Origin of the sequence: Pseudomonas sp. SbOxS1 (assembly GCF_013416725.1) — a bacterium.
Taxonomy (GTDB): Bacteria; Pseudomonadota; Gammaproteobacteria; order Pseudomonadales; family Pseudomonadaceae; genus Aquipseudomonas.
The window spans coordinates 101856-126310 of record NZ_JAAVXC010000015.1 but is presented as its reverse complement, the minus strand read 5'-3'; the positions used below and the strand labels follow the sequence as shown (position 1 = coordinate 126310).

General features: G+C 61.5%; 25 protein-coding genes. 5 read left to right on the top strand and 20 right to left on the bottom strand.

Translation table 11 applies throughout. The annotated features are described in order from the left end of the window. Nucleotides 1-40: 40 nt before the first annotated feature. The 13 genes from HFK74_RS17070 to HFK74_RS17010 form a co-directional block, all read right to left on the bottom strand. A complete protein-coding gene (locus HFK74_RS17070) occupies nucleotides 41-988 on the bottom strand; it encodes an LD-carboxypeptidase (protein ID WP_180204474.1) in 948 nt (315 codons plus the stop codon). 171 nt (nucleotides 989-1159) lie between these two features. Next, nucleotides 1160-2182, bottom strand: a complete 1023-nt coding sequence (lipA, locus tag HFK74_RS17065; RefSeq protein ID WP_178131831.1) for a lipoyl synthase — start codon at nucleotides 2180-2182, stop codon at nucleotides 1160-1162. 1 nt (nucleotide 2183) lies between these two features. Next, a complete protein-coding gene (lipB, locus tag HFK74_RS17060) occupies nucleotides 2184-2831 on the bottom strand; it encodes a lipoyl(octanoyl) transferase LipB (protein ID WP_008065985.1) in 648 nt (215 codons plus the stop codon). Further along, entirely contained in the window at nucleotides 2831-3106 is a 276-nt protein-coding gene (locus tag HFK74_RS17055) for a DUF493 domain-containing protein (protein ID WP_008065984.1), read from the bottom strand. Before HFK74_RS17055 ends, lipB begins: the two co-directional genes overlap by 1 nt. An 83-nt stretch (nucleotides 3107-3189) precedes the next feature. Continuing rightward, the gene (locus HFK74_RS17050) at nucleotides 3190-4347 is read right to left on the bottom strand and encodes a D-alanyl-D-alanine carboxypeptidase family protein (protein WP_008065981.1); all 1158 of its coding nucleotides are present in this window, start codon (nucleotides 4345-4347) and stop codon (nucleotides 3190-3192) included. A 184-nt stretch (nucleotides 4348-4531) separates the two neighbouring features. Further along, nucleotides 4532-5539, bottom strand: coding sequence for a septal ring lytic transglycosylase RlpA family protein (locus HFK74_RS17045; RefSeq protein ID WP_180204473.1), 1008 nt, complete (start codon nucleotides 5537-5539; stop codon nucleotides 4532-4534). Beyond that, entirely contained in the window at nucleotides 5539-6549 is a 1011-nt protein-coding gene (mltB, locus tag HFK74_RS17040; RefSeq protein ID WP_180204472.1) for a lytic murein transglycosylase B, read from the bottom strand. Before mltB ends, HFK74_RS17045 begins: the two co-directional genes overlap by 1 nt. 17 nt (nucleotides 6550-6566) lie before the next feature. After that, on the bottom strand, nucleotides 6567-7670 hold the full coding sequence (gene rodA, locus HFK74_RS17035) for a rod shape-determining protein RodA (protein WP_050562653.1): 1104 nt from the start codon (nucleotides 7668-7670) through the stop codon (nucleotides 6567-6569). A 31-nt stretch (nucleotides 7671-7701) separates the two neighbouring features. Continuing rightward, nucleotides 7702-9597 (bottom strand): penicillin-binding protein 2, encoded by a 1896-nt coding sequence (mrdA, locus tag HFK74_RS17030; protein WP_180204471.1) that lies wholly within the window; start codon nucleotides 9595-9597, stop codon nucleotides 7702-7704. Nucleotides 9598-9607: 10 nt separating this feature from the next. Continuing rightward, entirely contained in the window at nucleotides 9608-10075 is a 468-nt protein-coding gene (gene rlmH, locus HFK74_RS17025) for a 23S rRNA (pseudouridine(1915)-N(3))-methyltransferase RlmH (protein ID WP_007937439.1), read from the bottom strand. 9 nt (nucleotides 10076-10084) lie between these two features. Then, complete coding sequence (gene rsfS, locus HFK74_RS17020; protein WP_008065972.1) at nucleotides 10085-10579, bottom strand: ribosome silencing factor; 495 nt, start codon at nucleotides 10577-10579, stop codon at nucleotides 10085-10087. Nucleotides 10580-10652: 73 nt separating this feature from the next. After that, nucleotides 10653-11342: a nicotinate-nucleotide adenylyltransferase gene (gene nadD / locus HFK74_RS17015; protein WP_180204470.1), complete on the bottom strand. Its 690-nt coding sequence runs from the start codon at nucleotides 11340-11342 to the stop codon at nucleotides 10653-10655. 1 nt (nucleotide 11343) lies between these two features. Beyond that, the gene (locus HFK74_RS17010; RefSeq protein WP_180204469.1) at nucleotides 11344-12615 is read right to left on the bottom strand and encodes a glutamate-5-semialdehyde dehydrogenase; all 1272 of its coding nucleotides are present in this window, start codon (nucleotides 12613-12615) and stop codon (nucleotides 11344-11346) included. 189 nt (nucleotides 12616-12804) lie between these two features. On the opposite strand from HFK74_RS17010, the gene HFK74_RS17005 reads away from it, so the two are divergent. Next, nucleotides 12805-13503, top strand: coding sequence for a DNA-3-methyladenine glycosylase (locus HFK74_RS17005; protein ID WP_180204468.1), 699 nt, complete (start codon nucleotides 12805-12807; stop codon nucleotides 13501-13503). A gap of 198 nt (nucleotides 13504-13701) precedes the next feature. Further along, entirely contained in the window at nucleotides 13702-15018 is a 1317-nt protein-coding gene (locus HFK74_RS17000; protein WP_180204467.1) for a bifunctional DedA family/phosphatase PAP2 family protein, read from the top strand. A 9-nt stretch (nucleotides 15019-15027) separates the two neighbouring features. On the opposite strand, the gene HFK74_RS16995 is transcribed toward HFK74_RS17000, so the two are convergent. Genes HFK74_RS16995 through HFK74_RS16985 form a run of 3 tightly spaced genes read right to left on the bottom strand, consistent with a single transcriptional unit; the run spans nucleotide 15028 to nucleotide 16705 of the window. Beyond that, nucleotides 15028-15618, bottom strand: coding sequence for an LON peptidase substrate-binding domain-containing protein (locus tag HFK74_RS16995; RefSeq protein WP_180204466.1), 591 nt, complete (start codon nucleotides 15616-15618; stop codon nucleotides 15028-15030). Nucleotides 15619-15629: 11 nt separating this feature from the next. Further along, the gene (locus HFK74_RS16990) at nucleotides 15630-16346 is read right to left on the bottom strand and encodes an LrgB family protein (RefSeq protein ID WP_008065952.1); all 717 of its coding nucleotides are present in this window, start codon (nucleotides 16344-16346) and stop codon (nucleotides 15630-15632) included. Next, a complete protein-coding gene (locus HFK74_RS16985; RefSeq protein ID WP_180204465.1) occupies nucleotides 16343-16705 on the bottom strand; it encodes a CidA/LrgA family protein in 363 nt (120 codons plus the stop codon). The genes HFK74_RS16990 and HFK74_RS16985 overlap by 4 nt, the downstream gene beginning before the upstream one ends. A gap of 196 nt (nucleotides 16706-16901) precedes the next feature. Between HFK74_RS16985 and HFK74_RS16980 the strand changes: the two genes are divergently transcribed. From HFK74_RS16980 to HFK74_RS16970, 3 genes are all read left to right on the top strand, one after another. After that, complete coding sequence (locus HFK74_RS16980) at nucleotides 16902-17357, top strand: MaoC family dehydratase (protein ID WP_180204464.1); 456 nt, start codon at nucleotides 16902-16904, stop codon at nucleotides 17355-17357. 113 nt (nucleotides 17358-17470) lie between these two features. Then, nucleotides 17471-19189 carry a C13 family peptidase gene (locus tag HFK74_RS16975; protein WP_180204463.1) on the top strand — a complete coding sequence of 573 codons (1719 nt, stop codon included), beginning with the start codon at nucleotides 17471-17473 and terminating at the stop codon, nucleotides 19187-19189. Nucleotides 19190-19216: 27 nt separating this feature from the next. Continuing rightward, nucleotides 19217-19858, top strand: a complete 642-nt coding sequence (locus HFK74_RS16970) for an oxidoreductase (RefSeq protein ID WP_180204462.1) — start codon at nucleotides 19217-19219, stop codon at nucleotides 19856-19858. Nucleotides 19859-19988: 130 nt separating this feature from the next. Here HFK74_RS16970 and HFK74_RS16965 read toward each other — a convergent pair whose 3' ends face one another. The 4 genes from HFK74_RS16965 to HFK74_RS16950 all read right to left on the bottom strand — a co-directional run bounded on the left by HFK74_RS16965 (nucleotide 19989) and on the right by HFK74_RS16950 (nucleotide 24344). After that, a complete protein-coding gene (locus HFK74_RS16965; protein WP_008065942.1) occupies nucleotides 19989-20273 on the bottom strand; it encodes a YceK/YidQ family lipoprotein in 285 nt (94 codons plus the stop codon). Continuing rightward, nucleotides 20266-20898, bottom strand: a complete 633-nt coding sequence (gene ubiX, locus HFK74_RS16960) for a flavin prenyltransferase UbiX (RefSeq protein ID WP_180204461.1) — start codon at nucleotides 20896-20898, stop codon at nucleotides 20266-20268. The genes HFK74_RS16965 and ubiX overlap by 8 nt, the downstream gene beginning before the upstream one ends. Beyond that, nucleotides 20895-22244, bottom strand: coding sequence for a UDP-N-acetylmuramate:L-alanyl-gamma-D-glutamyl-meso-diaminopimelate ligase (gene mpl, locus HFK74_RS16955; RefSeq protein ID WP_180204460.1), 1350 nt, complete (start codon nucleotides 22242-22244; stop codon nucleotides 20895-20897). Before mpl ends, ubiX begins: the two co-directional genes overlap by 4 nt. Before the next feature lie 186 nt (nucleotides 22245-22430). Continuing rightward, nucleotides 22431-24344 carry a sigma-54-dependent Fis family transcriptional regulator gene (locus HFK74_RS16950; protein ID WP_180204459.1) on the bottom strand — a complete coding sequence of 638 codons (1914 nt, stop codon included), beginning with the start codon at nucleotides 24342-24344 and terminating at the stop codon, nucleotides 22431-22433. Between the last annotated feature and the right edge of the window lie 111 nt (nucleotides 24345-24455).

Here is a 24455-nt window from a genome sequence, read left to right as displayed (position 1 = left end):
TAGGAGCGAGCAGGCTCGCTCCTACAAAAGCCTGGATTCTCTAGCGCCTTACCACATTCTGCTCCAGAAACAGCTGCTGGCTCCCCGCATCCAGCTTCACCAACGCGCCCATAGGCAGCGTCAGGTTCGGATTGCAGTGCCCGCTGCGCCAGCCGGACAGTACCGGGATGCACAAGGGCTCCAGGGTCTGCTTGAGCAATCGGTCCAGGGCTTGGGCCTCTACCCCCGCTATGTCACCCACCAGAACTCCACGCAGCTTGTGCAACACCCCTGCCAGGCGCAGATGGGTCAGCAGGCGATCGATGCGATACAGCGGCTCGTTGATGTCTTCGATGAACAGGATGACACCCGCGGCATCGATCTCGTAAGGCGTGCCCATCGTCGCGGCAATCATCGACAGGTTGCCGCCCAGGAGGCGCCCATAAGCCACACCGGGCACGATCGTGGTCAAGGGGCGGCCAACCGGATGGGCCAGCTCCATACCGGCCCTGCACTGCCCTCTGAGCATGTTGAAGAACGAGGACTCGGTCGGTGGCAGCCGCTCACCCAGCAGATCGGCGTTGAGCAGCGGACCATGGAAGGTTACGAAACCTGCGTAGCGGCTGATCGCCAAATGCAGCGCGGTGATGTCGCTGTAGCCGATGAATGGCTTGGCGTTTTGGCGCAGCAGCGGAAAATCGATGCGATCAAGCAACCGCGGCGTACCGTATCCGCCGCGCAGGCAAATGATGGCATCGACCTCTGGGTCGGTGAACGCGGCGTGAAGGTCATTGAGTCGCACCTCGTCGCTACCGGCCAGATAGCCGTCCTTCTCGAACACCCCGGGGAATATCCGCAGCGAATACCCACGAGCGCGCATCCAGGCGATGGCTTTCTTGGTGTCCAGCGCGGCCGGACCCGCAGGCGCGATAACACCGATCAGCCCTTGCATCGGCAAGGCCGGAACAGGCGTATGAGGAAGCAGCCTCGGGTCAGGTCTTGCGTTCATCCATGGATCTCCCTGCGTGAAAACATCGAACACACATTAGTCAGGAACGCAGACAAACAGAAGCGGATCAAGCATTGCACAGTCGCAGGAAAAGACTGATGTCCCTGTAAGACAAACAAAAAAAGCCCGCAAGGCCAATTGAACGTTGCGGGCTGTTTTTTCATGGCCGAATCAGGACGACATCAACTCGGCCTTGACCAGCTTGGCCTGCTCGTCGGCATGGTACGAAGAACGGACCAGAGGACCGGAAGCTACGTTCTTGAAGCCCATCTTGTAACCTTCCTCGGCGAACCAGGCGAAGGTGTCCGGGTGCACGAAGCGCTGCACCGGCAAGTGGCTGCGCGATGGTTGCAGGTACTGGCCCAGGGTCAGCATGTCGATGTCGTGCTCGCGCATGCGCTTCATCACTTCGATGACTTCTTCGTCGGTTTCACCCAAGCCCAGCATCAGGCCAGATTTGGTCGGGATGTGCGGCATCATCTGCTTGAAGCGTTGCAGCAGGGTCAGCGACCACTGGTAGTCCGAACCAGGACGTGCTGCCTTGTACAGGCGCGGTACGGTCTCCAGGTTGTGGTTGAACACATCTGGCGGCTCGGCGGCGGTGATTTCCAGCGCGATGTCCATGCGGCCACGGTAGTCCGGGACCAGGGTTTCGAGCTGCACGTTCGGCGACAGCTTGCGGATTTCACGGATGCAGTCGGCAAAGTGCTGGGCACCGCCGTCACGCAGGTCGTCGCGGTCTACCGAGGTGATCACCACGTACTTCAAACGCAGGTCGGCGATGGCGATGGCCAGGCTTTCCGGCTCGTTGACATCCAGTGGCTTCGGACGGCCGTGGCCAACGTCGCAGAACGGGCAGCGACGGGTGCAGATGTCGCCCATGATCATGAAGGTCGCGGTGCCGCCGGAGAAGCATTCACCCAGGTTCGGGCAGGACGCTTCTTCGCACACGCTGTGCAGCTTGTGTTTGCGCAGCAGCGCCTTGATACGGTCGACTTCCGGAGAGACCGGGATACGCACACGAATCCAGTCAGGCTTCTTCGGCAGTTCGGTGGTCGGAATGATCTTTACCGGGATGCGTGCAACCTTCTCGGCGCCGCGCAGCTTGACGCCGGCTTCAACCTTGGGACGCGGGGCCGGGCGCTCGGAGACATCAAGCGTCGGGATTACGGTTTGCACTGCATCAGTAGTCATATCAGTCGATTCCGCCCGTGAGGGTCGTCTGCTCAGCATAGTCGAGGTGTTTGACGAGCTGCGCGCGCAGCCGGGCACTTACCTCGGCAAATTCAATCGATCCTGCGTGATCGCTCAGCTGGGTCATCGCCAGCCCGGCGTAGCCGCAGGGATTAATCCGTCGAAACGGTTCCAGGTTCATGTCCACGTTCAGGGCCAGGCCATGAAAGGAACAACCGTGGCGGATCCGCAGACCCAGTGAAGCGATTTTCGCGCCATTGACGTACACACCCGGTGCATCGGGCTTGGCCGCCGCCGTCACGCCGTAGCTGGCAAGCAGCTCGATCAGGCATGACTCCATGCGAGTCACCAGGTCCCGCACGCCGAAACCCAGCTTGCGCACGTCCAGCAACAGGTAAGCCACCAGTTGCCCGGGGCCGTGGTACGTGACCTGGCCACCGCGATCGACCTGCACCACCGGGATATCCCCCGGTACCAGCAAGTGCTCGGCCTTGCCGGCCTGGCCCTGGGTGAAGACCGGCGGGTGCTCGACCAGCCAGATCTCGTCGGCGGCATCGCTGCCGCGTTCGTTGGTGAAGCGCTGCATCGCGTGCCAGACGGGCTCGTAAGCCATCTGGCCAAGCTCGCGAAAGCCCAACGTACCGGACATCACAGCACCATGTGCACGAAACCGGTAGCCCGCAGTTCGCTGTTGATGTTGTACAGCTGGTCCTGGTCGGTCGCGACGATGTGCAACTGGATCGTGGTGTACTTGCCGTTGGTGCTCTGGCGTTCATCCACGCGGTCATGGTTGATCGTCGCGTGTTTCTGGACGATCGCGATGATCTTGTCTTTGTTGCCCACACCGGTATCGCTGATCACCTTAACCGGGTAATCAACGTTGGGGAATTCGATCTTAGGCGCCTTTACTTCGGTATCGGTCATGGCGTAACGGCCTCGTAAGCGTAAGCCGTGGCGACGACAAGGCCCCGCGCCGGATCAGCACGAGGCCTTGCAGGAGCACACTATCAGTTGAACAAGCCGTAGAAGAATAGACGGATGCTATCCCACATGCGACGGAAGATACCACCCTCTTCGACGCCATCCAGAGCGATCAGGTCGGCGCTGTGCACCACCTTGTCTTCCAGTTTGACTTCGACTTTACCGATCACGTCGCCCTTGGCGATTGGCGCAACCAGTTGCGGGTTCATGGTCATGCTGGCGGCGAGCTTTTTCAGCTGGCCTTTCGGCAGGGTCATGGTCAGGTCTTCAGCCAGGCCGGCCTTGACTTGATTGGTGGAGCCCTTCCACACAGGCGCCTGGGCCAGCTCGGCACCTTTCTGATAGAAAGTCTGGGTTTCGAAGAAGCGGAAACCGTAGGTCAGCAGTTTCTGGGTCTCGGCGGCGCGAGCCACTTCGCTGTTGGTGCCGAACACCACGGCGATCAGGCGCATGCCGTCACGCACGGCCGAAGACACCATGCAGTAGCCGGCTTCGTCGGTGTGGCCGGTTTTCAGGCCATCGACCGTCTTGTCGCGCCACAGCAGCAGGTTGCGGTTCGGTTGCTTGATGCCGTTCCAGAAAAACTCTTTCTGCGAGTAGATCGCGTAGTGAGCCGGATCTTCGTGGATGATCGCGCGGGCCAGCACTGCCATGTCGTGAGCCGACGAGTAGTGTTCCGGGTTCGGCAGGCCGGTCGGGTTCATGAAGTGGCTGTTGGTCATGCCCAGGTCAGCCACGGTCTTGTTCATCATGTCGGCGAACGCGTCTTCGCTGCCGGCGATGTGTTCGGACAGTGCCACGCTGGCGTCGTTACCCGACTGGATGATGATGCCGTGCAGCAGGTCGCTGACGGTCACTTGCGAGCCGACCTTGATGAACATCCGCGAACCGCCGGTACGCCAGGCGTTTTCGCTGACGGTAACAGGATCGTTTTCACCGATCTGGCCACGACGGATTTCGAGGGTCGCGATGTACGCGGTCATCAGCTTGGTCAGGCTGGCTGGCGGCAGACGCTGGTCACCATTGTTCTCGACCAGCACGTTGCCGCTGCTGGCGTCCATGAGCACGTAGGCCTTGGCGGCCAGTTGCGGTGGCGACGGCATCATCTCGACCGCGAATGCGGCAGGCGAGAGGAGCAGCGGGACTAAAAGGCACAGGCGTTTGGCAAAGGTGGTGATGTTCATCCGTCTCTCGAAATCGCTAATGGAAACTTGCCCGAAGGCAAAACTATTCAGACGGCCTTCTAACGGGCCATCGCGTGTTCAGCTGCTCACTCTGTAACCCTTGCCGGGTTTTTGTTCTTAAAAGAGCCAACAACCTGGTCCACCCCCCAAAACCGCAGATGAACCGTCAATCAAGTTCTACGTATTACTCGGTCACGACACTCGGCGAACCCAGGTTGGCCAGGCGCACACTGTTCTGCACCTGCTGGATTTCACCCGGCGAACCGATCGGCCCCAGGCGCACCCGATGCAGTGTCTGTTGATTGCGCACGATCGAGCTGATGAACACCGGAGCGCTCACCATCCCGCTGAGCTTGGACCTCAGCAGTTCGGCAGCGTCCGGGTTGGCGAACGCGCCCACCTGCAGATACTGGCCAGACGCTGGTGCAGAAGCGTTTTTTTTTGCATCCAGTTGTACCGGGACAACGGGGGCGGCATGTTGCTGCGGCGGAGGCGTCCATTGCTCGACGGTGCCGGCCGAGGCCGTGATCACCGGGGCGCTATTCTGCGCGACTTTCGGCTCATTGAGCATCAAAGGCGCCGGACGGCCCTTGGCAGCCCACCATTGCTGCGGGTCGATGCCTTCGACCTTGACCCGCGCGGTGCCGGTTTCGGCGTAGCCGAGTTTCTTGGCGGCCGCGTACGACAGGTCGATGATCCGGTCGGAATAGAAAGGACCGCGGTCATTGACCCGCAGGATCACAGTCTTGTTGTTGTCCAGGTTGGTCACCCGGACGTAACTCGGCAGCGGCAAGGTCTTGTGTGCGGCGCTCATACCGTACAAGTCATAGACTTCGCCGTTGGCGGTGTTCTGACCGTGGAACTTGGTGCCGTACCAGGAAGCGGTACCTGACTGCACGTAGGTCTTGGACTCTTGCAACGGAAAATAGGTTTTGCCCAATACAGAGTAAGGGGCGGCCTTGTACGGGCCGGTGTGCAGGGTCGGCGTGGCATCCGGGATGCGCGATACATCAACGTCCCACCATGGCGCGCCATCCTTGTGGGCGCGGTTGATGTCCAGCCCCGGCGTCGAGCGCACGGCGGTGGAAGACTTCTGCGCCGGCGCGCGACTGGTCGAACAACTGGCGACCAGCACTGCCAACGCGGCAAATGCCATCAGCTTCAGGGGTTTATTCATAGGCAATGCCCGCATTACTTGACGCCCCGTGCTTGGACCAGCTGTTCAGACAGTTGATGTACGGCCATGGCGTACATCACGCTGCGGTTATAACGCGTAATCGCGTAGAAATTCTTCAGGCCCATCCAGTATTCAGGGCCATTGTCGCCTTCCAGGCGGAATGCGGTAACTGGCATATCATCGCGCAGCGCATCATGACTTGACCAGCCCAGCCCCCGCAACTCTCCGACGGTTTTAGTCGGCTCGATACCGGTGGTCAAACCTTCGTCCACCTGTTCGCCCCGCACGTCGGCGCGACTGACCACCGGTTCGCCGGCGACCCAGCCGTGTTGCTTGAAATAACTGGCGACGCTGCCGATGGCATCGTCCGGGTTGTTCCAGATATTGATGTGGCCGTCGGCGTCGAAGTCCACCGCATAGGCGCGAAAGCTGCTGGGCATGAACTGCGGTAAGCCCATGGCACCGGCGTAGGAACCCTTGAGGGTCAGCGGGTCGACCTGCTCTTCCCGGGCCAGCAGCAGGAATTCACGCAATTCCTTGCGGAAAAATTCGGCACGGGGAGGATAGTCGAAACCGAGTGTCGACAAGGCGTCGATCACCCGGAAATTTCCGGTATTACGACCGAAAAAGGTTTCAACGCCAATAATCGAGACAATCACCTGCGCCGGTACGCCGTATTCCTGCTCGGCACGGGCCAGCACGGCCTCGTGCTGCCGCCAGAAGTCGACGCCACGGGCAATCCGGGCATCGGTGATGAACATCGGCCGGTATTCGTTCCACTGTTTGACCCGTTCGGCGGGTTTCGAAATGGCGTCGAGGATCGATTGCTTGCGCTGAGCGTCGCGGAACACGCCCATCAGCTGTTCACCGGCGAAACCATAGTCGCGGGTCATCTCGCCGACGAACTCGGCCACTTGGGGCGAGCCTTCGTAATCGCCGGCCACCGCTAGCTGCGCAGTACCAAGGATGCTTACCAGGCTGACCCATGGCGCGTATCGAGTCGCCCAGCCACGCATTGCTTGCATTGAACTCTTCACCTTATTCAAACCTGCGCGATCCACTTGCGATGGGTATGGATCGACATCAAAACCCCAAACGCTGACAGCAGCGTCACCAGCGAAGTTCCTCCGTAGCTAATGAACGGCAACGGCACCCCCACCACCGGCAACAGGCCGCTGACCATACCGATGTTGACGAAAACATACACAAAAAACGTCATGGTCAAGGCGCCCGCCAGCAACTTGCCGAACAATGTCTGCGCCTGGGCGGTAATCACCAGCCCACGACCGATCAACAGCAGGTAGATCAGCAGCAGCGCGCAAATGCCCACCAGGCCGAACTCTTCCCCCAGCACCGCGATGATGAAGTCGGTGTGGCTTTCCGGCAGGAAATCCAGGTGCGACTGGGTACCCAGCAACCAGCCCTTGCCAAACACGCCACCGGAACCGATCGCGGCCTTGGACTGGATGATGTTCCAGCCGGTACCCAGCGGATCGCTTTCCGGGTCGAGGAACGTCAGGATTCGCTGCTTCTGGTAGTCGTGCATGATGAAGAACCACATGGCAATAGCCACGGGCACGGCGGCCGCCAGCACACTGAGAATCCAGCGCCAGCGCAGACCACCCATGAACAGTACGAAGGCACCGCCGGCCAGAATCAGCAGCGACGTGCCGAGGTCGGGCTGGCGCACGATCAGGATGAACGGCACGCCAATCAGCATCAGGCTGACGCCCACGTGCTTGAGCTGCGGCGGCAACGTGCGCTTGGACAGGTACCAGGCGATGGTCGCCGGCATGAGGATCTTCATGAACTCCGAAGGCTGGAAGCGGATGACCCCCGGAATGTTGATCCAGCGTGTGGCACCCATGGCGTTATGCCCCATGATGTCCACCACCAGCAGCAGCAGCACCCCCACCACATAACCCAGCGGCACCCAGCGCGCCATGAAACGCGGCTCGAACTGGGCGATGACAATCATCGACACCAGGCCGATACCGAACGAAGTGGCTTGCTTGGCCAGCAGGTCCCAGCTTTTGCCACTGGCCGAATACAGCACGAACAGGCTGCCGGCGGCGAGTGTCAGCAACAGGATCAGCAACGGTCCATCGATGTGCAGACGCTGCAACAGCGTGGCACGGCGGCGCATCACATCCTCGCTGGAGAGCATGCGATCGAAGTTATTCATCACGGGCGGAAGCCTCTGCGGTAGTAGGGCTGGCGTATTCGGCCTTGAGATGACCGTTCTGGTCCAGCAGCCAGGCGTCCATGACTTGACGCACCACCGGCGCGGCCACGCCGGAGCCGGATTCACCGTTCTCCACCATCACCGACACCACGATCTTCGGATCGTCGGCCGGCGCGAAGCCAACGAACAGGGCGTGGTCGCGATGACGCTCCTGGACCTTGGAACGGTCGTACTTCTCGCCTTGCTTGATCGCCACCACCTGGGCCGTACCACTCTTGCCGGCAATCCGGTATTGCGCGCCGATCGAGGCCTTGCGCGCGGTGCCTCGGGCGCCGTGCATGACCTGCTGCATGCCATGGTTGACCCGCGTCCAGTCCGACGGATCGCGCAGGACGATGTCCGGCATCGGGTTTTCATCCACCGGTTTCTGGCCTTCGATGGTCTTGGCCAGGTGCGGGCGGTTCCACACGCCTTTGTTGGCCACCAGTGCCGTGGCCTGGGCCAGCTGCAATGGCGTCGACTGCATGTAGCCCTGCCCGATCCCCAGAATCAGCGTTTCACCCGGGAACCACGCTTGCCTGCGGGTCGCACGTTTCCATTCCCGGGTCGGCATCAATCCCGGCGATTCTTCGAACATGTCCAGGGAAACCTTCTGGCCAATACCGAACTTGGTCATGTAGGCCGACAACCGATCGATCCCCAGCTTGTGGGCCAGGTCATAGAAGTAGGTATCGTTGGAGCGCATGATCGCCGTATCCAGGTCGACGAAGCCGTCGCCGGTACGGTTCCAGTTACGGTATTTGTGGTCGTAGTTGGGCAACATGTAGTAACCCGGGTCGAACACCCGGGATGAAGCGGTCACCACGCCCGCATCCAGCCCGGCGATCGCTACCGCCGGCTTGATGGTCGAACCCGGCGGGTACAGGCCACGCAGGACACGGTTGAACAGCGGCCGGTCGATGGAGTCGCGCAGCTCGGAATAGGCCTTGAAGCTGATGCCGGTGACGAACAGGTTCGGGTCGAAACTCGGCTGGCTGACCATCGCCAGCACTTCGCCGGTTTTCGGGTCCAGCGCCACCACTGCGCCACGACGACCACCGAGCGCAGCTTCGGCGGCTTCCTGCAGCTTGATGTCCAGGCTCAGGACGATGTCCTTGCCGGAAATCGGTTCGGTACGCTTGAGCACCCGCAATACACGGCCCCGAGCGTTGGTCTCGACTTCCTCGTAACCCACCTGTCCGTGCAATTCCGGCTCGTAGAAGCGCTCGATGCCGGTTTTGCCGATGTGGTGGGTGCCGCTGTAATTGACCGGGTCGAGCGATTTCAACTCTTTCTCGTTGATCCGCCCCATGTAACCCACCGAGTGCGCGAAGTGCGCACCCTGCGGATAGTGACGGACCAGTTGCGCGACCACTTCCACCCCGGGCAGCCGGAACTGGTTCACGGCAATCCGGGCGATCTGCTCTTCGGTCAATTCAAACAGGATGGGCACCGGCTCGAACGGCCGTCGCCCCTGGCGCATGCGCTTCTCGAAAATCACCCGGTCCTCGGGCGTCAGCTCCAACACCTCGACGATCACATCGAGCACTTGCTGCCAGTCGCCAGAGCGTTCGCGGGTCATGCTCAGGCTGAAGCTGGGCCGGTTGTCGGCAATCACCACGCCATTGCGGTCGAAAATCAACCCGCGAGTCGGCGGAATCGGCTGCACATGGACGCGGTTGTTTTCCGACAGGGTCGAGTGGTATTCGTACTGGATGACCTGCAGGAAATACAGGCGCGCGATCAGCACACCAATCAGCAGCACCACTGCAATGGCCCCGAACACGACGCGGCCACGCACCAGACGGGCGTCTTTTTCGTGGTCCTTAATGCGGATCGGTTGGGACATGAGGGCAGAACTACTTGTGGTAAGGGTGGCCGGACAACACTGTCCAGGCACGATACAGCTGCTCGCCGATGAGGATTCGCACCAGCGGGTGCGGCAACGTCAGCGGTGAAAGCGACCAGCGCTGATCGGCACGGGCGCAAACTTCCGGCGCCAGCCCTTCGGGGCCGCCGACCATGAAATTCACCGTGCGCGAGTCCAGCCGCCAGCGATCGAGCTCGACCGCCAATTGCTCGGTGCTCCAGGGCTTGCCGTGGACTTCGAGGGTGACAACGCGCTCGTTGGGCCCGACCTTGGCCAGCATGGCTTCGCCTTCCTGACGGATGAAGCGCGCCACGTCGGCGTTCTTGCCACGGGTATTGAGCGGTATTTCCACCAGTTCCAGCGCCAGCTCGGACGGAAGACGCTTGGCATATTCATGCCAGCCTTCTTCCACCCATTTAGGCATGCGTGAACCGACGGCGATCAGTCGCAGTCGCACAGCCGTTCCTTATTCCTGGTCTTTGTTGAGCTTGGTGAAATGCTCGTGACCAACTTCAGGGCTGTGGTGCTTGCCATCGGCGGCACGGCTCTGCTCGGCACCTTTCCACAGGCGCTCCAGGTCGTAGAACTGGCGGGCATTGGAGGTCATCATGTGAACGATCACGTCGTCCATGTCCAACAGTACCCAGTCGCTGTCGCCCTTGCCTTCTTCACCCAACGGCTTGATACCCAGGGCCTTGACCGCTTCGCGGACCTTGTCCAGCATCGCGCCGATCTGGCGGTTGGAGGTACCGGTGGCGATGATCATGTAGTCGGTGATGCTCTGCTTGTCGCGAACGTCGATGACCAGCACGTCCTGGGCCTTCACGTCTTCCAGGGCCGCAACGGCGATCTTGACCAGTTCGTCGCCTTTAGGCGGCTCGGCAGCCAGGACTTTCTCAGGCAGCGGGGCACTCTTGAATGTGCCTTTGCGTTTTACTTTGCTTTCGTTGTTGCTCGTCATATAAAACTCGTTTTGCTCGTATGTTCGGGCGCTTCAATACACGTTGTTGCCACGTGCCTTGAGGCACTCCTATTCAGTTCGACGCACGGTAGAGTCCGTGCGCATCGATGTAGGCCAGGACCGCGTCGGGCACCAGGAAACGTACCGACTTACCGCTGGCCAGCAGTTGACGGATCTGGGTGGCGGATACCGCGAGCGGCGTCTGCCAGACGAATGCAATCTGTCCGCTCGACCCTTTGAGGGCCAGCGGGTCGCTCACCGAGCGCGCTGCCAGCAGGTTGCGCAAGGCATCCGGCGGTTCGCTGTCGGCATCCGGGCGTTGCAACACCAGGATATGGCAATGCTGGAGCAACTCTTCCCAGCGGTGCCAAGTGGGCAGGCCGCAAAATGCGTCCCAGCCCAAAAGCAGAAAAACCTGGGTCTCGGCGGGCATTTCGGCGCGCATCGACTCCAGGGTATCAATGGTGTAGGACGGTTTGTCCCGCTGCAATTCGCGGGCGTCCACCACCAACGGCGCCACTCCGGCTACCGCGCACTCGACCATCGCCAGCCGGTCCTTGGCCGACACCTGCGGCGTACCCCGATGGGGTGGCCGGGCATTTGGTGTCAGGCGCAGCTCATCGAGCGCCAGGGTTTCGGCGACTTCCAGCGCACCACGCAAATGGCCGATGTGCACCGGGTCGAAGGTCCCTCCCAGTACGCCAATGCGTCTGGGTCGAGGCGCGCTGGCGGTTACCGGGGCTGACGGGTCGAAGTCGCCCAAGTCAGACCGGCTCCTGTCCGCGCAATTGGCCATCACCGACCACCACGTACTTCTCGCAGGTCAGACCTTCGAGGCCGACCGGGCCGCGGGCGTGCAGCTTATCAGTAGAAATGCCGATCTCGGCACCCAATCCGTATTCGAAGCCATCGGCGAAGCAGGTCGGGGTGTTGATCATCACCGACGAAGAATCGACTTCAGCCACGAAACGCCGGGTGTCGCCCTGGTGTTCGCTGACAATCGAATCGGTGTGATGGGAGCCGTAATGGTTGATGTGCTCGATGGCCTGGTCAAGCCCGTCGACCACGCGGATCGACAGAATGGCGTCCAGGTACTCGGTGCTCCAGTCTTCTTCAGTGGCCGGCACGGCATCGATGATTGCCCGGGTGCGCTCGCAGCCGCGCAGTTCGACGCCTTTTTCGCGGAACTGGGCAGCCATCGCCGGCAGGAAATCTTTGGCAACGGTTTGATCGACCAACAACGTTTCCATCGCGCCGCAGATGCCATAGCGGTAGGTCTTGGCGTTGAATGCGATGCGCTGGGCTTTCGCCAGGTCGGCGTGCTCGCCCACGTAAACGTGGCAGATACCGTCCAGGTGCTTGATCACCGGCACCCGGGCCTCACGACTGACGCGCTCGATCAGACCACGGCCACCACGGGGCACGATGACGTCGACGTATTCAGGCATGCTGATCAGTGCGCCGACGGCAGCACGATCGGTGGTTTCCACCACTTGCACCACGGCGGCCGGCAGATCGGCCTCGGCCAGGCCGCGCTGGATGCAGGCGGCGATGGCACGATTGGAATGAATGGCTTCGGAGCCGCCGCGCAGGATGGTCGCGTTGCCGGACTTCAGGCACAGGCTCGCAGCGTCGATGGTCACATTCGGTCGCGATTCGTAGATGATCCCGATCACACCCAGCGGCACACGCATCTTGCCGACCTGGATACCCGACGGACGATAGCTCATGTCGCGGATCGCGCCGACCGGATCGGGCAACGCCGCAACCTGCCGCAGACCCACGATCATGCCGTCGATACGCGCCGGGGTCAGCGCCAGGCGCTCGAGCAGGGCTGGTTCCAGACCATTGGCGCGGCCAGCCGCCAGGTCCAGCTCATTGGCAGCGGTCAATTCGCCGCGGGCTGCATCCAGCGCATTGGCAGCGGCCTGCAACGCGCGGTTTTTCTGCGCGGTGCTGGCACGGCCGATGACGCGGGAAGCCTCGCGGGCAGCGCGACCCAAGCGGGTCATGTAGTCAAGAACGGACTCAGTCATGGTCTGGAGTGGTCTTTGATAAGGTCTTGGTAAAGAGTAAAGCGGCAGATTATAGCTGTCGCGTCCGCCGACTAACAGCGGTGACGGGCGGATGGTCGAAATCGAGGGCAATTTGCCGACGTTCAGCCGGGATTAAGCCGCAAATTGTTATCATCACGACTCACTCAGCCCTGATAAACGCTGCCCATCATGTCCAAGCTGCCTGTTCATTCGACCTCCGCGAGCCTGCCCAAGGGCCTTCCAGACGCGTTTTTCGACCGTGACGCGCAAATCCTTGCCCGGGAATTACTGGGTAAAGTCATCCGTCATCGGGTCGGCGATCTGTGGCTCAGCGCCCGGATCATCGAGACAGAAGCCTACTATTGCGCAGAAAAAGGCAGCCACGCCTCCCTCGGCTACACAGAAAAGCGTAAGGCTTTGTTTCTGGATGGCGGGCACATCTATATGTATTACGCCCGCGGTGGCGATTCGCTGAACTTCAGCGCCCAGGGTCCGGGTAACGCGGTGCTGATCAAATCCGCCTACCCTTGGGTCGATGAACTAAGCGGACCTTCGAGCCTGGCGCAAATGCTGCTGAACAACCCCGACGCCCAAGGGCGCCCTCGCCCTTCGCAAAAGCTCTGCGCGGGACAAACTCTACTGTGCAAGTCCCTGGGCCTGAAGGTGCCGGCCTGGGATGCCAAGCGCTTCGACCATGAGGTGCTGCTGGTGGAAGACGTCGGCCAGACACCCCTCCATGTCATCCAGGCCGCCCGCCTGGGCATTCCCCATGGGCGCGACGAACACCTGCTGTACCGCTTCGTCGACGCGGCCTACGCGGCTTATTGCACGCGGAACCCGCTGCGACGGGGCCAGGTCGAAGGTCGCGATTATTTTGTGCTGTCCTGAACAATGAAAATCCCTGTGGGAGCGAGCCTGTGTGGCGAGGGGATTTATCCCCGCTCGACTGCGAAGCAGTCGCAGAGCCAGATAACTCGGTTTGCCTGAAGGAATTCTGGGGCCGCTTCGCGCCCCAACGGGGATAAATCCCCTCGCCACAGGCTCGCTCCTACAGGGGGCATTTGAACATTCAATGGAGTTGTTTTTATGGGCCCATGGCTCGATAGCGTGACCGGTTGGTTGACGGTCAACCCGCAATGGCTGGCGGCAGCGGTATTCATCGTGGCCTTTGTGGAATGCCTGGCGATTGCCGGCCTGATCGTGCCCGGCACGGTGTTGCTGTTCGCCGTGGCGGTACTGGCCGGCAGCGGCGCACTGTCGCTGAGTGAAACGCTGCTGCTGGGGTTTCTCGCCGGCGTGCTTGGCGACGTGGTCTCGTATTTCCTCGGCCGGCATTTCCACCAGAACATCCGGCGCCTGCCCGGCTTGCGTCATCACCCGGAATGGATCGCCGGGGCTGAGGCGTATTTCCAGCGCTACGGCATCGCCAGCCTGCTGGTCGGGCGCTTCATAGGCCCCTTGCGCCCCATGCTGCCGATGGTCGCCGGGATGTTCGACATGCCATTCCCACGATTTTTCGCGGTCAGCCTGCTGGCCGGCGCGGGTTGGTCGGTGGCCTACCTACTACCGGGCTGGGCCACGGGCGCGGCGATTCGCCTGCCGCTGCCCGAAGGCTTCTGGCCTGAGGCCGGCATCGTTGCCGGCAGCATCGCGCTCATGATCGGACTGAGCGCAACCAGCAGCCTGCGCCGCCATCGCAAGGCCACGGTGTTCATTGCCGGCATGAGCTTGCTGATTCTGGCGGGCCTGTTTATCGGCTATCCGCACCTCAATGCCCTCGACCAGGGGGTGATGACCCTGGTGCAGGAACACCGCAGCCCGATGCTCGATGAAGTGGCGGTGGTCTTCACCCTCATCGGCGAATTCCGCAACATGCTGATCTTCAGCGCCTTGCTGGTGGTGCTGCTGCTGATCACGCGGCAATGGCGACAGCTGATCTTCGCCACCAGCACCCTGCTCTGCACCGCCTTGGGCAACACCCTGACCAAACACTTCTTTGCCCGGGTGCGCCCGGAGGTCTTGAGCGACCCGCTGACCAGCTACAGCATGCCCAGTGGCCACGCCTCCGGGTCGTTTGCGCTGTTCCTGACCCTCGCCGTACTGGCCGGCCGCGGCCAACCCCCGCGCATGCGCCTGACCTGGCTGTTGGTGGCGTGCCTGCCGGCGCTGGCAATTTCCCTGTCGCGGGTATATCTCGGCGCCCACTGGCCGACGGATGTGCTGGCGGGCGCGATGCTGGCGTCGTGCATCTGCGCGGCGAGCCTGTGGCTCAGCCAGCGTAAAACCTCACTCAACGCCCTGCCGCCAAAAGTCTGGTGGCTGGTGCTGCCGTCGCTGGTGGCATTGTTCGGGTTCTTCGTATTGAGGCATTTGCCGCATACGATGTTGCGGTACGCGTATTAGCCAGCAGAGTCAGGCAAACAACTCGCCCTGCAACTCATCCAGCAACGCCTGAATCGCATCCAGGCGCTGCTGCGGATCATCGAGTTGCAACAGGTCGATCTTGTCCTCTTCGGCGAAGGGCAACAGGTACGCCAGCTGATTGGCCAGTGATTGCTGCCCCGCCGCTTCAGTGCCCATGTTCAGCGCTTCGACCATCGGGTGTTCGGCCAGGGCCTTGAGCAAGGCCACCAGGTCGGCATCTTCGTCCTGCAGCGGTTGCTCGGGTTCGTCTTCCAGCCATTCGACCTCGGCAACGATCAGCTGGTCGCGCTGGACTTCGGTGGTCAACACTTTGAACCGTCGCCCGCCCTCGACCCGAATCCCCAGCAGGCCATTGTCCTGCTGCTGGAAATCGGTGATACGCGCTTCACAACCGACCATGGCAAAGCCCTGCGGCGCGATACCGACTTCGCTCCCCTCAAGGATGCACACCACGCCGAAGCCGCCGCCCTGTTTCATGCAGCGACCGATCATGTCCAGGTAACGCGCCTCGAAAATCTGCAGGTCGAGGATGCAACCAGGAAACAGCACCGTGTTCAGCGGAAAAAGCGGCAGACTCATAGACATATTCCTTACACCACCATCGACACCGCCAACGGCAGGAAGACCGCCGTGGCCACGCCCATCAAACTCATCGCCAGCGCCGCGAAGGCGCCACATTCGTCACTTTCCTGCATCGCCACCGCCGTGCCAACCGCGTGGGCGGTCATGCCCAGTGCCATGCCGCGGGCCTCGGGGCTGTGGACACCGAGCCGGGTCAACAGACTCGGGCCGAAGATCGCCCCGATCACCCCGGTTATCAGCACGAACACCGCCGCCAGCGCGGCGACCCCGCCAATCTGCTCGGCCACCAGCATGGCGATAGGCGATGTCACCGATTTCGGTGCCATGGTCATCAGGATCATGTGTTCGGCCCCGAACCACCAGCCCAACAGCACCCCCATGCACGTGGCGACCACACCACCTATCACCAGCGTAGTAAATATCGGCCAGAACAACTGTCGAATCCGCCGCAGATTGAGGTAAAGCGGCACGGCCAGCGCGACCGTCGCGGGGCCGAGCAGAATGCTCAGGATCTCGGTGCTCTTGCGGTACTCGGCGTAGGTCAGGCCGCAGCCCACCAGCACACCGATCACCAGCAACATGGAGACCAGCACGGGCTGCAAAAAGATCCAGCGGGTTTTCTCGAACGCCGCCAGCACCAGCTGATAGGCGCCGAGCGTGATGCCGATGCCAAACAATGGATGGTGAATCACCGACGTCCAGGCGCCGTGCCAGTCAAGGATCATTGGCCGTCCTCAGGGTGAACATGGCGCTTGACCATGCGCTGCATGAGGACTCCGGCGAACGCCATCGACAGCAACAATGACAACACCAGCGCGCCAACAATGGCCCAGAAATCGGCGGCGATATCCGTGGCGTACACCATCACCCCCACGGCCGGTGGCACCAGCAGCAATGGCAGGTAGCGCAGCAGGCTGCTGGCTGCAAGGTTCAGCGGCTCGCCGACCTGGCCACGACCGATCAGGAATATCAGTAACAGCAGCAGGCCGATGATCGGTCCCGGCAGGAAGGGTAAAAACAAATGGTTGATCGCGGTGCCGAGCAATTGGAACAGCACCAGCCAGGTCAGGCCACGTAACAACATCGATGATCTCCCGCAAAAATCCGTCACCCGCATTGGCCCACGCATTATAAGCACGCTTGCGCTATGGACCGGCATTCGCCATAAGCATGGTCAGTTGACCGCAGCGTTTTGCCATGTTGATCTAAAGTGGTAATCCGGGAGGTCAGATCCCCCCACCCTAAAAACTATAAAACCGATGAACGCAAGGAGAGTCTCAATGCCCTTTGTACCTGTTGCAGAGCTCAAAGATTATGTCGGCAAGGAACTCGGAAGTTCCGACTGGCTCACCATCGACCAGGAGCGTATCAACCTGTTCGCCGAAGCCACAGGGGACTACCAGTTCATCCATGTCGACCCGGTCAAGGCCGCGCAAACGCCATTTGGCGGCACCATTGCCCACGGTTTCCTGTCGCTGTCGCTGATTCCAAAACTGATGGAAGACATCCTCGTCATGCCAGAAGGCTTGAAGATGGTGGTCAACTATGGCCTGGACAGCGTGCGCTTCATTCAGCCGGTCAAGGTCGACTCGAAGGTGCGCCTCAAGGTCGAACTGTCCGAGGTCACCGAGAAAAAACCCGGTCAATTGTTGCTCAAGGCCATCGCCACACTGGAAATCGAAGGCATGGACAAACCGGCGTATGTCGCCGAATCCCTGTCGCTCTGCTTCGTGTAAGCCCTCCCGGATGCGAAGCAGCACACGCTGTTTCGCACCAGCTGCTTTTCTACCGGCTGTATATGGACACATAGCTGCGGCATACTCGGTCGCCTAATTGCCCGGAACCCGCTATGCGCCCACTTGCACTCCTCGCCTTGACCCTGATGCTCACCGCTTGCGGCGACGGCGAATCGCTATTGCCCGCGGACGCCCGCCTGCCGGACGGTGGACGCTATCGCGGTGACCTGGTCAATGGATTGCTGCAGGGCCAGGGTCGCATCGACTACCCGAACGGCAGCTGGTACGCCGGCGCGTTCGACCAGGGCCAATGGCATGGCCAGGGTGAGTGGCATGGCAGCAATGGCGAGGTCTATCGCGGCCAGTTCAAGCAAGGCCTGTTCGATGGTCAAGGTAGCCTGACCACCAGCACTGGCAGCTATACCGGCGGCTTCAAGCTTGGCCGACGCGACGGCGAAGGCACCCTCAAAGAAAACGGTATGATCTACCGCGGCGAATTCAAGGCCGATCAATACTCGGGGCTCGGCCGCCTGGAGCTCGAAGATGGCAGCGCCTATCAGGGCCAGTTCGCCCACGGCAAGCCCAATGGCGAAGGCCAGCGCAGCGATGGCAGCGGCAATCAATTCACCGGACACTTCGTCGACGGTCAGCTCGAAGGTAACGGAACCTTCAACAGCGCTGAAGGCGACATCTATGTCGGCGGGTTCAAAAACAGCCAATTGCACGGCAAGGGTCGTTATGAAAATGCCGACGGCGATGTATGGCTGGGCCAATTCAAGGAAGGCTCGCTCAACGGCAAGGGCGAATTGATCGGTGCCGACGGCAGCCATTACATCGGCCATTTCAGCGATTGGCGCTTCACCGGCCAAGGCCGCCTGAACCTGGCCGACGGCAGTTTTTACACCGGCCAGTTCGACAACGACAGTTATTCCGGACGCGGCACCCTGGTCCTCACCGACGGCACCGTGCTCAGTGGCACCTGGATCAACGGCCAACGCGTGCGCGACGCCGAGGGCAAATTGCTCCCCGACACCCTCGAGCTTGGCTTGCTGGCCCAAGGGCGCTTGCTCGAAGAAGCGTTCACCAACGTTCCTGCCTCGACCCCGGCGGTGGAGCTCTACACCCTGACCCTTGGCGGCGACGGCAAGCAGAGCGTGTTCCTGCGCGAATCCGACTATGTCGCCAACATGCTTACCAGCCGTTTCGGCGCCTATGGCCAGATCCGCCTGGTGAACCATCGCGACCACCTCGGCGACCGACCGATGGCCACCCGGGAAAGCCTGCGGCGTTCCGCCCAGACGCTGGCCGAACGCAGTGGCCCGGAAGACCTGATTTTCATCTACCTGACCAGCCACGGCACCAGCGAGCATGAACTGGTGCTCGACCAGCCGCGCATGGAACTGGCCGATCTACCGGCCGACGAGCTGGCCGCCGTGCTGGCGCCACTGAAAAACCGCGACAAGATCATCGTGATTTCGTCCTGCTACTCCGGCGGTTTCATCCCCGCCCTGAAAGACGAACGCACCCTGATCATGACCGCCTCGCGCGCGGATCGCGTGTCTTTCGGCTGCTCCGAAGAAGCCAACTTCACCTACTTCGGCGATGCCCTGTTCGCCCGGGCGCTGAACCAGACCGACGACCTGGAGCAAGCCTTCAAATTGGCCAAGGCCACCGTCGCCGAGCGCGAGCTGGCGGACAATTTCGAAGCCTCCGAACCGCAGATCTGGGCACCTAAAACCGTGCTCTCGCACTGGCAACTGTTACGTAAGCAGCAGGCAAGAAAAGCCCTGCAAAGTGTCTCCATTGACAGCAAGGATGCAAAGAACAACTAAGCTGAACAGTATCAAGGGAGAAACACTATGTACTTGACGCCTCAGCACGTGTTGCTTGCCGGAGCCACCGGATTGACCGGTGAACACTTACTTGATCGCTTGCTCAACGAGCCAACGATATCGCGAGTATTGGCCCCCTCGCGCCGCCCGCTGGCCGAGCATCCCCACCTGGAAAACCCGGTGGGCGATCCCTCTGAATTTCTGCCGCAATTGAACGGCCGCGTCGACATCGCCTACTGCTGCCTGGGCACCACCATCAAACAGGCGGGCTCGGAGCAGGCGTTTCGCGCGGTGGACCTGGACATGGTGGTGGCTTTCGCCAAACGTGCCCGGGAGATGGGTGCCCGGCACCTGATCGTGATCAGCGCCCTGGGGGCCGATCGCAGATCGTCGATTTTCTACAACCGGGTCAAAGGCGAGATGGAGCATGCATTGCGCGCGCAGGACTGGCCGCAGTTGACCATCTGCCGCCCATCATTGCTGCTGGGTGAACGCACCGAGCCACGCCTGGGCGAGCAATTCGCCGGGCCCTTGTCGAAACTGATTCCCGGCAAGTACCGAGGCATAGAAGCCTGCCAATTGGCCCGCGCGATGTGGCGCCTCGCCCTGGAGGAGCAGGATGGGGTGCGGATTGTCGAGTCGGATGAGTTGAGGAAGCTAGGCAAATAAATGGCGGTGTCCGGGAGGGCGCCATCGCGAGCAGGCTCGCTCCCACATTGGAACTGTGAACGACACAGACCAAATGTGGGAGCGAGCCGGCTCCGGGCGGCGTTCCGACGATAGAGCGCAAAGCGCTCTCTTACAACCCCCCTGTCGCCTGAAAGCTCACGCCGATCACTGTCAGCAACGACAACGGCAACAGCAGCGTGTCGAGCAACGCACTGGCCGGCAAATCAACGCCAGGATAGCTCGGCGCCTCGGCGCCAAAACGGTCCATCGCGCAACAACCGCCATTGAGCGCATAAAGATCCAGCCGCGTCCCGGAGTACACCACGGGCGCTCCCGGCTTGGCCGCATCCAGCGTACGCGCCGTGGCACATCCCGCCAGCTGTAGCGCCAGCACGATCACCCACCACTTATTCATCGCTGGCCAAATGGTGCTCACCCCAACGCGGCAGCATGTCCTGGGGAATGTTCAGCAGATTGAGGATCCGCGCCACGACGAAATCGATCAGGTCGTCGATGGTTTGCGGCTGATGATAGAAACCCGGCGATGCCGGCAAAATCGTCACGCCCATGTTCGACAACTTGAGCATGTGCTCCAGATGGATGCTCGAGTATGGCGCCTCACGGGGCACCAGGATCAGCTGGCGGCGCTCCTTGAGGGTGACATCGGCGGCACGTTCGATCAGGTTGTTGCAGGCCCCCGTCGCGATGGCCGACAGAGTCCCGGTGGAGCACGGCACGACTACCATCGCTGCCGGCGCGCCAGAGCCCGAAGCCACCGGCGACATCCAGTCTTCCTTGCCATAGACCCGGATCTGCCCGGCGGCAGCCCCGGTGTATTCAGTGAGGAAGGCTTGCATCGCCTGGGGCTTGGCCGGCAGCGTGACGTCGGTTTCCGTGGCCATCACCAGTTGCGCGGCCTTGGAAATCAGGAAGTGCACCTCGCGATCTTCGCGCACCAGGCAATCGAGCAGGCGCAAGCCGTACTGGGCGCCGGAAGCGCCAGTCATCGCCAGCGTGATGCGGTCCGGGCCGTTACTCATTTAAGCGCCTCGGCCAGTTTGCCGTGTAGGCCGCCGAAGCCGCCGTTGCTCATGATCACCACATGGGTGCCCGGCTGGGCCTGACTCTTGACCCGCTCGATGATGCCTTCCAGCGAGTCGCTGACTATCGACGGTACCGTGCAGAGCGCGGCGGTGCCTGCCAGGTCCCAACCGAGATTGGCCGGTGCATACCAGATCACCTGGTCGGCATCGACGACGCTCTCCGGCAAGCCGTCACGGTGCGCGCCAAGCTTCATGGAGTTTGAGCGCGGTTCGATGATCGCAATCAACGGCGCATCGCCAATGCGCTTGCGCAGGCCGTCGAGCGTGGTGGCAATGGCCGTCGGATGGTGGGCGAAGTCGTCATAGATGGTAATGCCGCGCACCTCGGCGACTTTTTCCATCCGTCGCTTCACGCTCTTGAAGGCGCTCAAGGCAGCGATGCCCATGGCCGGCACCACGCCAACATGGCGCGCCGCGGCCAAGGTGGCCAATGCGTTGGCCACGTTGTGCTGGCCCGTCATGTCCCACTCGACCACACCTTGGGCGACGCCTTCGAACATCACTTCGAACTTCGAGCCATCGTCGCTGAGCAGCTTGACCTGCCATTGCCCGCCCGCGCCGGTGGTTTGCACCGGGGTCCAGCACCCCATCTCGATGACGCGCAACAAGGCCGGTTCGGTGGTCGGATGAATCACCAGGCCTTCGCTCGGAATGGTCCGCACCAGATGGTGGAACTGTCGCTCGATCGCCAGCAGGTCCGGGAAGATATCAGCGTGGTCGAATTCCAGGTTGTTCAGGATCGCCGTGCGCGGACGGTAGTGAACGAACTTGGAGCGCTTGTCGAAGAACGCGCTGTCGTATTCATCGGCTTCGATCACGAAAAACGGCGTGTCACCCAGGCGTGCCGACACCGAGAAGTTCTGCGGCACACCGCCGATCAGGAAGCCCGGGCTCATGCCCGCGTGCTCCAGCACCCAGGCGAGCATGCTGCTGGTGGTGGTCTTGCCATGCGTACCGGCGACCGCCAGTACCCAACGACCTTGCAGCACGTGGTCGGCCAGCCATTGCGGGCCGGAGACATAGGGCAGGCCTTTGTTCAGCACGTACTCGACCGCCGGGTTGCCTCGCGACATGGCGTTGCCGATGACCACCAGATCAGGAGCCGGGTCCAGTTGCGCCGGGTCGTAGCCCTGGGTCAACTCGATGCCCTGCGCCTCGAGCTGAGTGCTCATCGGCGGGTAGACGTTGGCATCGGAGCCGGTCACGTGATGGCCGAGCTCTTTGGCCAGAACCGCCATCGAACCCATGAAAGTGCCGCAGATACCCAGAATATGAATGTGCATAGTCGACCTCGTAAAACATGGCCGCAGGTTAGCGTAGGGGGGAAAAATTCGCACCTTTGTTTCGCCCTCGCGGACGCCATCGCGAGCAGGCTCGCTCCCACAGTAGATCTGGGTCAGCTCCCGAATTGTGAATTCATCCCGTTATCCTGTGGGAGCGGGCTTGCCCGCGATTGGGCGCGACACGATCTACCGGGCGATACCGTGTTTACGCAATTTTCGATACAAGGTATTGCGGCTAACCCCAAGCTGCTCAGCCGTATTCGTCATATGCCACCGCGTGTGCTCCAGCGCATTCAACAGCGCCAGGCGCTCGGCATCTTCCAGGGAATGTTCGCAAGGCTCTTCAATTTTCGGCATGGCCACCGGCCGTGCCTGGCGAATCATCGCCGGCAGATCCTCCAGGCCGATCCGACCGCCGTCACACAGCGCCGCCAACGTACGCAACACATTGCGCATCTGCCGCACGTTGCCCGGCCAGGCAAATCCCAACAACGCCTCTCGCGCCGGTCCGTCGATCAGCACGGTTTCCCCGCGCGCCTCTTCGGCCAGCAAGAAGTCGAGCAACTGCGATTTGTCACCGCGCTCGCGCAGCGCCGGCAACGCGACTTCCAGGCCATTGAGCCGGTAATACAGGTCCTCGCGGAAACTGCCGTCCTGCACCCGCTCCAGCAGATTACGGTGTGTGGCACTGATGATCCGCACGTTGACCGCCTCCGGTTCGCCACCGATCGGCACCACTTGCCGATCTTCCAGCACGCGCAACAAACGGGTCTGCAAGGCCAGGGGCATGTCGCCGATTTCGTCGAGGAACAAGGTCCCGCCATCGGCCTGCTGCAGCTTGCCGCGCATGCCCTCCTTGCGCGCGCCGGTGAAGCTGCCACCGCGATAGCCGAACAGCTCACTCTCGATCAGGCTTTCGGGGATGGCCGCACAATTGAGGGCGACGAAGGCTTTTTCCGCGCGCAGGCTGGCCTGATGCACGGCCTTGGCGAAAGCTTCTTTGCCCGAACCGGTTTCGCCGTTGATCAGCAATGGCACGTCCCTCTCATACACACGCAGGGCCTTGCGAAAATCCGCTTGCAACGTCGGATCACCCAGGCAGATGCCCGACAAGCGCGGGCGCTCTTCAACCACTGGGCTCGGCACCAGCGGTACCGGTACTTTTCGCGCTTGCCCGCGCAATACGGCAAACAGGTGACGTCCGTCCCGGGTACGCAGTGGCCAGCTGGCGCTGGCATTGACGCTCGCGCGGCCGAGCAGTTCGTCCAGCGAGCAGTCGAAATACGCCTCCACCGGTTTGCCCAGCAAGCCACCACGGATATGCCCCAGCAGGTTCAGCGCACTCTGGTTGACCGCGCAGATCCGCCCTTCGCCGTCGAACGCCAGCAGACCCTCGCTGAACAAACCGACGGACTCGGCCTGCAGGTGAAAACGCAGCAGCCATTGATTATCGAAACAACGCAGGAAATAGCAGCTCTCGATCATCTTCGCCGACAGATTGACCAAGGCCATGGTGTGGAATTGACTCTGGCGCGATACCTCGTGCCGGGCAGAGGACACGTCGAGTACCGCCAGCAGCTCGCCGTGCGGATCGAATACCGGGCTGGCCGAGCAGGTCAGGCCGGTGTGTCGACCACGGAAATGTTCGTCCTGATGGATGGTCAGCGACTGGCGCTCCACCAGGCAGGTACCGATACCGTTGGTGCCTTCACAGGCCTCACTCCAGTCGGCACCCAGCCAGAGGCCGGCTCGCTCGAAAATCTTGCGCTCGGCCGGTGCCGTCACGCAGTTGAGGATCACGCCGCGCGCATCGGTCAACAGCACGGCGTGGCCGGCTCCGGAGAGCTGCTGATGAAGACTGGTCATTTCATTGCCGGCGATGTGCAGCACCTGCTGCAAACGCTCGCGGCTTTCCAGGACGCGGCCATGCTCCAGCACCGTCGGCGCCATGTTCTGGGCCGGGTCGAGATGATAGTCCTCGAGGCAGCGCAGCCAGGAACGGGCAATGGACGGGTCGCTGCCAGGGCCGTGCAGGTGGGTTTTACCCTGGGTCACGGTCAACACTTGCTGGGCATGGCGACTCAAATGGTTGTCGTGCATTTCTTATTATTCTCCCCGGGGCTCGGCGACCCGTGCATGCGGTGATGCCGAGCATCCTCCAGCCTGGACCGCATTGCAATGCTGGCAAGACCGTTCAGTCACAGGCTGTGC

Excerpts from the sequence above, each read along its gene's own strand:
- HFK74_RS16985 (WP_180204465.1), bottom strand. The coding sequence starts at position 16,705 with ATGTTGTTACGTGGCCTGACCTGGCTGGTGCTGTTCCAATTGCTCGGC.
- HFK74_RS16995 (WP_180204466.1), bottom strand. The coding sequence starts at position 15,618 with ATGAGTCTGCCGCTTTTTCCGCTGAACACGGTGCTGTTTCCTGGTTGC.
- HFK74_RS17055 (WP_008065984.1), bottom strand. The coding sequence starts at position 3,106 with ATGACCGATACCGAAGTAAAGGCGCCTAAGATCGAATTCCCCAACGTT.
- HFK74_RS16965 (WP_008065942.1), bottom strand. The coding sequence starts at position 20,273 with ATGAATAAGTGGTGGGTGATCGTGCTGGCGCTACAGCTGGCGGGATGT.
- ubiX (WP_180204461.1), bottom strand. The coding sequence starts at position 20,898 with ATGAGTAACGGCCCGGACCGCATCACGCTGGCGATGACTGGCGCTTCC.
- mpl (WP_180204460.1), bottom strand. The coding sequence starts at position 22,244 with ATGCACATTCATATTCTGGGTATCTGCGGCACTTTCATGGGTTCGATG.
- mrdA (WP_180204471.1), bottom strand. The coding sequence starts at position 9,597 with ATGTCCCAACCGATCCGCATTAAGGACCACGAAAAAGACGCCCGTCTG.
- lipB (WP_008065985.1), bottom strand. The coding sequence starts at position 2,831 with ATGTCCGGTACGTTGGGCTTTCGCGAGCTTGGCCAGATGGCTTACGAG.
- rodA (WP_050562653.1), bottom strand. The coding sequence starts at position 7,670 with ATGCGCCGCCGTGCCACGCTGTTGCAGCGTCTGCACATCGATGGACCG.
- HFK74_RS16970 (WP_180204462.1), top strand. The coding sequence starts at position 19,217 with ATGTACTTGACGCCTCAGCACGTGTTGCTTGCCGGAGCCACCGGATTG.
- HFK74_RS17070 (WP_180204474.1), bottom strand. The coding sequence starts at position 988 with ATGAACGCAAGACCTGACCCGAGGCTGCTTCCTCATACGCCTGTTCCG.
- rsfS (WP_008065972.1), bottom strand. The coding sequence starts at position 10,579 with ATGACGAGCAACAACGAAAGCAAAGTAAAACGCAAAGGCACATTCAAG.
- HFK74_RS17045 (WP_180204473.1), bottom strand. The coding sequence starts at position 5,539 with ATGCGGGCATTGCCTATGAATAAACCCCTGAAGCTGATGGCATTTGCC.
- lipA (WP_178131831.1), bottom strand. The coding sequence starts at position 2,182 with ATGACTACTGATGCAGTGCAAACCGTAATCCCGACGCTTGATGTCTCC.
- HFK74_RS17010 (WP_180204469.1), bottom strand. The coding sequence starts at position 12,615 with ATGACTGAGTCCGTTCTTGACTACATGACCCGCTTGGGTCGCGCTGCC.
- HFK74_RS16990 (WP_008065952.1), bottom strand. The coding sequence starts at position 16,346 with ATGATCCTTGACTGGCACGGCGCCTGGACGTCGGTGATTCACCATCCA.
- HFK74_RS17005 (WP_180204468.1), top strand. The coding sequence starts at position 12,805 with ATGTCCAAGCTGCCTGTTCATTCGACCTCCGCGAGCCTGCCCAAGGGC.
- mltB (WP_180204472.1), bottom strand. The coding sequence starts at position 6,549 with ATGCAAGCAATGCGTGGCTGGGCGACTCGATACGCGCCATGGGTCAGC.
- HFK74_RS17000 (WP_180204467.1), top strand. The coding sequence starts at position 13,702 with ATGGGCCCATGGCTCGATAGCGTGACCGGTTGGTTGACGGTCAACCCG.
- HFK74_RS16980 (WP_180204464.1), top strand. The coding sequence starts at position 16,902 with ATGCCCTTTGTACCTGTTGCAGAGCTCAAAGATTATGTCGGCAAGGAA.
- HFK74_RS16975 (WP_180204463.1), top strand. The coding sequence starts at position 17,471 with ATGCGCCCACTTGCACTCCTCGCCTTGACCCTGATGCTCACCGCTTGC.
- HFK74_RS16950 (WP_180204459.1), bottom strand. The coding sequence starts at position 24,344 with ATGCACGACAACCATTTGAGTCGCCATGCCCAGCAAGTGTTGACCGTG.
- HFK74_RS17050 (WP_008065981.1), bottom strand. The coding sequence starts at position 4,347 with ATGAACATCACCACCTTTGCCAAACGCCTGTGCCTTTTAGTCCCGCTG.